The 6376-nt window shown below is 32.3% G+C and carries 9 protein-coding genes; all 9 read right to left on the reverse strand.

Annotated features, from left to right (window positions below):
• Positions 1-14 precede the first annotated feature (14 nt).
• The gene (locus tag C3E88_RS01700; RefSeq protein WP_236908321.1) at positions 15-1208 is read right to left on the reverse strand and encodes a pyridoxal phosphate-dependent aminotransferase; all 1194 of its coding nucleotides are present in this window, start codon (positions 1206-1208) and stop codon (positions 15-17) included.
• A 102-nt stretch (positions 1209-1310) separates the two neighbouring features.
• Positions 1311-1694: a helix-turn-helix transcriptional regulator gene (locus C3E88_RS01705; protein WP_236908313.1), complete on the reverse strand. Its 384-nt coding sequence runs from the start codon at positions 1692-1694 to the stop codon at positions 1311-1313.
• A complete protein-coding gene (locus C3E88_RS01710; protein ID WP_236908314.1) occupies positions 1695-2510 on the reverse strand; it encodes a PHP domain-containing protein in 816 nt (271 codons plus the stop codon).
• Positions 2511-2630: 120 nt separating this feature from the next.
• A complete protein-coding gene (locus C3E88_RS01715) occupies positions 2631-2891 on the reverse strand; it encodes a stage V sporulation protein S (protein ID WP_236908315.1) in 261 nt (86 codons plus the stop codon).
• A gap of 19 nt (positions 2892-2910) precedes the next feature.
• Positions 2911-3171, reverse strand: coding sequence for a stage V sporulation protein S (locus C3E88_RS01720; protein ID WP_005582731.1), 261 nt, complete (start codon positions 3169-3171; stop codon positions 2911-2913).
• A gap of 164 nt (positions 3172-3335) precedes the next feature.
• Positions 3336-4850: a ribonuclease Y gene (gene rny, locus C3E88_RS01725; RefSeq protein WP_442870626.1), complete on the reverse strand. Its 1515-nt coding sequence runs from the start codon at positions 4848-4850 to the stop codon at positions 3336-3338.
• A 190-nt stretch (positions 4851-5040) separates the two neighbouring features.
• On the reverse strand, positions 5041-5700 hold the full coding sequence (locus tag C3E88_RS01730; RefSeq protein WP_236908316.1) for an ATPase: 660 nt from the start codon (positions 5698-5700) through the stop codon (positions 5041-5043).
• 4 nt (positions 5701-5704) lie between these two features.
• Positions 5705-5953 carry a hypothetical protein gene (locus C3E88_RS01735; RefSeq protein ID WP_236908317.1) on the reverse strand — a complete coding sequence of 83 codons (249 nt, stop codon included), beginning with the start codon at positions 5951-5953 and terminating at the stop codon, positions 5705-5707.
• 14 nt (positions 5954-5967) lie between these two features.
• A partial coding sequence (locus C3E88_RS01740) for a hypothetical protein (protein ID WP_236908318.1) occupies positions 5968-6376 on the reverse strand: 409 nt, incomplete at its 5' end.

The following is a 6376-nucleotide window of genomic DNA, read 5'->3' on the forward strand; positions in this document are numbered from 1 at the left end:
GTTGAAATATTTAATTAAGCATTTCCTACAACATCTTTTATTCGTTGTAAGCCTTCTTTGATATTCTCCATTGATGTTGCATAAGACAATCTTATGTAGTCATCATCACCAAAGCCTATACCAGGGATAACTGCTACTTTACACTTATCTAATAAAATTTTTGCAAAATCTAAGGAATTATTGATTTTCACTCCTCCAATATCTTTTCCTTTTAATTGAGTAATATTTACCATAATATAAAATGCACCTTTTGGTTTTTTACAGCTTAATCCCTCTATTGAATTTATGGTCTCTGCCATATAATTTCTTCTTTCTTCAAATTGCTTTTTCATCTCTTCAACGCTACTTTGATCATCTAAAAGTCCTACTACGCTAGCATATTGGGATATAGAACATGGATTGGAAGTAGTGTGGCTCTGTAGATTACTCATTACTTTTACTATATCTTCATGGGCAGCGGCGTATCCAATTCTCCATCCCGTCATAGCATAGGCCTTTGACATACCGTTTATTACTATAGTTTGCCTTTTAATATCTTCATTAAAAGATGCAATACTAATATGTTCACCATCATATACTAACCTCTCATAGATTTCATCAGAAATTACAAATATGTTATTTTCAACTGCCCAATCTGCAATTTTCTTTAATTCATCCTTGTCATATATAGCACCTGTTGGATTGCTAGGGCTATTTAATATTATAGCTTTTGTCTTATCAGTTAGCACACTGTTTAGATCGGAAACGGTGAATTTGAAATCATTTTCCTCTTTTGTCTGTATGTATACTGGTTCGCCACCAGCAATTTTTATCATTTGAGGATAACTAACCCAATATGGAATACCGATTATTACTTCATCGCCTGGATTAATTATTGCCATTAAAGCATTATAGATAGAATGTTTTGCTCCACTTGATATGATAATATTGTTGTTATTGTAATCAAGTCCATTATCTCTCTTTAATTTTTTGCAAATAGCCTTTTTTAATTCAATAATACCAGATGCGGAAGTATATCTTGTTAACCCTTCTTCTATAGCCCTTATTCCTTCTCTTCTAATATTTTCAGGAGTATCGAAATCTGGCTCCCCTGCTCCAAAACCAATAACATCTATCCCTTCAGCTTTCATAGCTTTTGCTTTTGCTGTTATTTCTAGAGTAACAGACGGGGATATTTTAAGCCCTTTTTCTGATAAGTTTAAATTCATATTAATACCTCCATATTCTTCATTTTTTATCCAAATATTAAATTCCATATTATATATTTCTACATAAATTCTCAATTCCCTTCTTTTCAAGTTAAATATTTGTCAGAATTTCATTCCATATATATCTTTTAGCACGGTTTGTACGATATGCAAGGAATCCTCAAAAGTAGGTTTATGCTGTAATAATATGACTTTGTAGTGCTTATATCCTTCGTCGGTAAGGCGATAATGTCTAATAGATCTTTTATCTGGTTCTTCCCACCAACCAGTTACATACCCTTCTTCTTCAAGTTCTCTAAGTAATGGATATACCATCCCAGGACTAGGCTCCCATTTGCCATTTAATCTACTTTTGATTTCCTCGATAATTTCATTTCCATAGTAGCTCCTATCTTTTAGTAGATGTAATATATATAATTTTACGAAGGAGGTTGTGCTGATCTTTGAGGGGAATTGCCTATTCCTTTCATTTCTATAATTGTTCAACTATATCCTTCCTTTCATAATAGGGATATGATTTATGTTGATATAATATTTCCCTAATAAGTAATCTCCATCAATAATTTCGCCATGACAATCTGAACCACCCGTAACAATTAATCCATATTGTTTAGCAACTTCTAACAAGTATTTTACACTATCTGAATCATGTTTGGAATGTATAGCTTCTATGCCATCGATGCCCATATGTATACAATAATCTATTATACTATTATCTTTTAAAACTCCTGGATGGGCTAATATTGCGATTCCTTCTAATTTGTGGATAAGGTCTATAGTTTCAACTATACTTAATGTTTTTCTTTCTATATAGGCAGGTTTACCCCTATTTAAGTATAATTCAAAAGCTTCTTTAACGTTAGAAACATATCCATGTTTTACTAGAACTCTAGCTATATGAGGTCGGCCAATATAATCCTCTTCAGCAATCTTGTATACTTCATCCACGTCTATCTTCATACCAAGGCTATTAACTTTATCAATGATTTTCAATCCTCTTAATATTCTTTCTTGTCTCAAACTATCGGTTACTTGTTCAATTATCGATGATTTGTAATCAATAAAATATCCCAATATATGAACTTCTTCATCCTTATATATACAACCAAACTCTATACCTGGAATTATGTATATTTTATCTATAGTTTTACTATATTGTATTGCAGACTTTATACCATCTACAGTATCATGATCGGTAATAGCTATACCATCAAGGCCTTTTAATACAGCTAAATCGATTACTTGTTTTGGAGTAAGTAATCCATCAGAATAATTAGTGTGCACATGTAAATCAAATATCATATTCTATGTTCTCCTTTTATTGTATCATAACTATATTATATACAATCATATAATATAGTATCAAGATATAAAAAAACCTGTTGAATTCAACAGGTTTTTTTATTATACTTCCCCTTAAGATTATCTTGGTTCTACAATTAACTTAATAGCTGTCCTTTCCTCCCCATCAATTTCGATGTCAGTAAAAGCTGGTATACAGATTAGATCCATCCCGCTAGGTGCAACAAATCCTCTCGCTATAGCTACTGCTTTAACTGCTTGATTTAAAGCACCTGCTCCAATTGCTTGTAGTTCTGCATTGCCCCTTTCTCTTAAGACTCCGGCTAATGCTCCTGCCACAGAATTTGGACTTGATTTTGCTGATACTTTTAATACATCCATTAAAATATCCCCCTTAAGATTATCTTGGTTCTACAATTAACTTAATAGCTGTCCTTTCTTCACCATCGATTTCGATGTCAGTAAAAGCTGGTATACAAATGAGATCGATTCCACTAGGTGCAACAAATCCTCGTGCTATAGCTACTGCTTTAACTGCTTGATTTAAAGCACCTGCTCCAATTGCTTGGATTTCTGCATTTCCTTTTTCCCTCAAAACTCCAGCTAGTGCTCCTGCTACAGAATTTGGACTTGATTTTGCTGATACTTTTAATACATCCATTAAAATATCCCCCTTATATTAATATATTTTGTATATATTATTAATTCTACAGATAATTCAAAAATCCTCTTTTATTTTAAAAAATTTTAATAAAATTTGAAACTTCTGCAATATTATCTTATAAGAACCATCTAATAGAATTTATAGGGCATAAATCAACGATGTTATTTTGCATATTCAATAGCTCTTGTCTCCCTAATAACATTAACCTTAATTTGACCTGGATAGTCCAATTCTGATTCTATTCTCTTAACAATCTCTCTAGCAGTATGGATTATTTCATCATCCTTAACATCCTCAGGTTTTACCATAATTCTTAATTCACGCCCAGCTTGAATAGCATAGGATTTTTCTATACCATCAAAGGAATTTGCAATTTCCTCAAGCTTTTCAAGTCTTTTAATATAAGCTTCTAAGGTTTCTCTTCTTGCACCAGGTCTTGCAGCAGAAATTGCATCAGCTGCTTGTACTAATACAGCTTCTACGCTTTGTGGCTCTATGTCTCCATGATGTGCTGCTATAGCATGAAGCACTTCCTTTGGCTCTCTATATCTTCTAGCTAAGTCTACACCAATATCAACATGTGGACCTTCTACCTCGTGATCTACTGCCTTGCCTATATCATGTAATAGACCTGCTCTTTTGGCGACTCTAACATCAGCTCCTAACTCAGCTGCCATAACCCCTGCAAGATGAGATACTTCTATAGAATGCCTAAGGACATTTTGTCCATAGCTTGTTCTATATTTTAATCTACCCAGTAGTTTAATTAACTCTGGATGAAGACCGTGAATGCCTGTTTCAAAGGCTGCTTGTTCCCCTTCTTCCTTAATAATATTGTCGACCTCTAATTTGGCTTTTTCTACCATTTCCTCAATTCTAGCTGGATGTATTCGTCCATCTACAATTAACTTTTCTAATGCAATTCTTGCAATCTCTCTTCTAATAGGGTCGAAGCCAGATAACACTACTGCCTCTGGGGTATCATCTATTATTAAATCAATTCCTGTCAAAGTTTCAAGGGTTCTAATGTTTCTACCTTCACGACCAATTATTCTACCTTTCATCTCATCGTTAGGTAGATTTACTACTGTTACAGTGGTTTCTGCAACATGGTCAGCGGCACATTTTTGAATTGCACATGATATGATTTCCCTAGCTTTCTTTTCCGCTTCTTCCTTTGTCCTATTTTCAATTTCTTTTATCATAATAGCGGATTCATGAGCAATTTCCTTTTTAATGTCATTTAGCAACAATTCTTTAGCATCTTCGGAGGTCAAGCCTGAAAGTCTTTCTAGTTCTTCTACCTGCTTATTATACAATTCATCAATAAGAATTTCTTTTCCATCTAATTCTTTTGATTTTTTATTAAGATTTTCTTCTTTTCTTTCAAGGGATTCGCTTTTTCTATCAATAGATTCCTCTTTATGCATCAAACGACGTTCTAACTTTTGTATCTCAGATCGTCTTTCTCTATTTTCCCTTTCATTTTCAATCCTTATTTTGTGAATTTCTTCTTTTGCTTCCAGTAGAACCTCTTTTTTATGTGTTTCAGCTTCTCGATTGGCATCTTCTACAATCTTTATTGCTAATTCCTCAGCATTTTTTATTTTACGCTCTCCTATGGTTTTTCTAATATAAAAACCAACTACAATTCCAACAGTAATACTTATAATAATTATTACAAAGTCAATAACGACCCACCTCCTATTTTATTTAGTTTTCAAGTTCCATTTTACATATCTTCATTTTCAAGCCTTGGATAAAAATATAAACCGAGTAGTCTCGGCCTATAGAGTCTACACATATATTTTTGTATAGCAAGGTACGATTTTATTTTATTACTTTTTGGTAAATATGTCAAGTGGGTTAATTAGGAGTTATCTCTTCTATTTGGCTCTCCGTTCCCTTCATATAAACTTTATAAGCTCTGGTACCAATGGATGAGAGATGGTTATTGTGTGTTACCATAATAATTTGTCTATTAAATAATTCTGAACTTCTCATCAAAAAATCAGCTACATTGAATATATACTCTTCACTTACATGTTTAGCTGGTTCATCCAATATAAGTGGCCCTTCTATTGTAGGTTTATATATTTGCAGGAAAGCTATCCGTAATGCCAAGGATATTATATCTACTACGCCTCCGCCCCTCGACAATTCTGGCTTTGTTTTAATTATACTTTCTTCCACCTTAGTTAATACATAGAATTCTGCATTTGGTTTACCGTATAATTCTTCAATTTCTATTTCAAACTCCGCATTATTCTCAAATATATACTGTAGGCAATTTGTAACCAATGATTCCACCTGAAGTTTTGCTTGATTCCTAGCAAATTCAGAAGTACTTTGTAAAAGTACACTTACTTTTTCTATTAGATCAATATCGGATTCAATCTGTTCAACTAATTCTATATATTGCTGTATTTGTTCTAATATTTTTTCTTTTTTTCCTTGCTCCTTTGAAATATAGGATTTCATTTCGGATACATAAGTATCCAATTCACTATAATTATTGATATTCATATTATCACTTCTTTTCTAAAATATCCCTTGGTAATAAAGCATTGGCTTTGTTAAATAGATCATTTATCTCCGATGTTAATTTTTGAATTTCTTCTTCTAAATTCTCAGGATTTACCCCTAGGCTATTTAGTTCTTTAATGATTTCCTCCTGTTGATTGTTTAATTGCTCCAATCTGGCTTCTGCTTTATATTTCAAATTCTTAGCCCTTTCAAGATTGTCTTTTAGTATATTAAGTTCCTTCTCATAATCCATATATTCTATCCTCCCTATTTATAATTATCTATGATATCTTCAATTTTTAGTCTATTAATAGGACTAAAACATAATGGGCACACTTCAATTTTTGTTAATATTTTTTTATATTCATCAGCGTTTTCGTTTATCTGTTTATCTATATTACTTACCTTCCTTTTCACATCTAGTCTTTCTTTGTCAATCCCTTCATATCTTTCTCTGTGGTTTATTAATTTCATCAATAAATCGTTTTTTTCTTCTAGGGAATTCTGGATATCTATGACTTCTTCAATATGTGTAAGTTTATTTGTATAAACAATGCCAATAGATAGATTTTTATTCACTTTATCCAGCCTATCTTTTAAATCCAATAGCTTGTTAATCTTTAGAATTTGATCTTTTATTAAGTCGATATTCTGTCCAACCTTGTTGATTGGCTTT

Source organism: Clostridium sp. Cult3 (genome assembly GCF_021655115.1).
GTDB lineage: Bacteria > Bacillota > Clostridia > Tissierellales > Tepidimicrobiaceae > PPXY01.

What these genes read in the sequence shown, in the direction of transcription:
- C3E88_RS01700 (WP_236908321.1), bottom strand. Translation starts at nt 1,208, where the DNA reads ATGAATTTAAACTTATCAGAAAAAGGGCTTAAAATATCCCCGTCTGTT.
- C3E88_RS01710 (WP_236908314.1), bottom strand. Translation starts at nt 2,510, where the DNA reads ATGATATTTGATTTACATGTGCACACTAATTATTCTGATGGATTACTT.
- C3E88_RS01715 (WP_236908315.1), bottom strand. Translation starts at nt 2,891, where the DNA reads ATGGATGTATTAAAAGTATCAGCAAAATCAAGTCCAAATTCTGTGGCA.
- C3E88_RS01720 (WP_005582731.1), bottom strand. Translation starts at nt 3,171, where the DNA reads ATGGATGTATTAAAAGTATCAGCAAAATCAAGTCCAAATTCTGTAGCA.
- C3E88_RS01730 (WP_236908316.1), bottom strand. Translation starts at nt 5,700, where the DNA reads ATGAATATCAATAATTATAGTGAATTGGATACTTATGTATCCGAAATG.
- C3E88_RS01735 (WP_236908317.1), bottom strand. Translation starts at nt 5,953, where the DNA reads ATGGATTATGAGAAGGAACTTAATATACTAAAAGACAATCTTGAAAGG.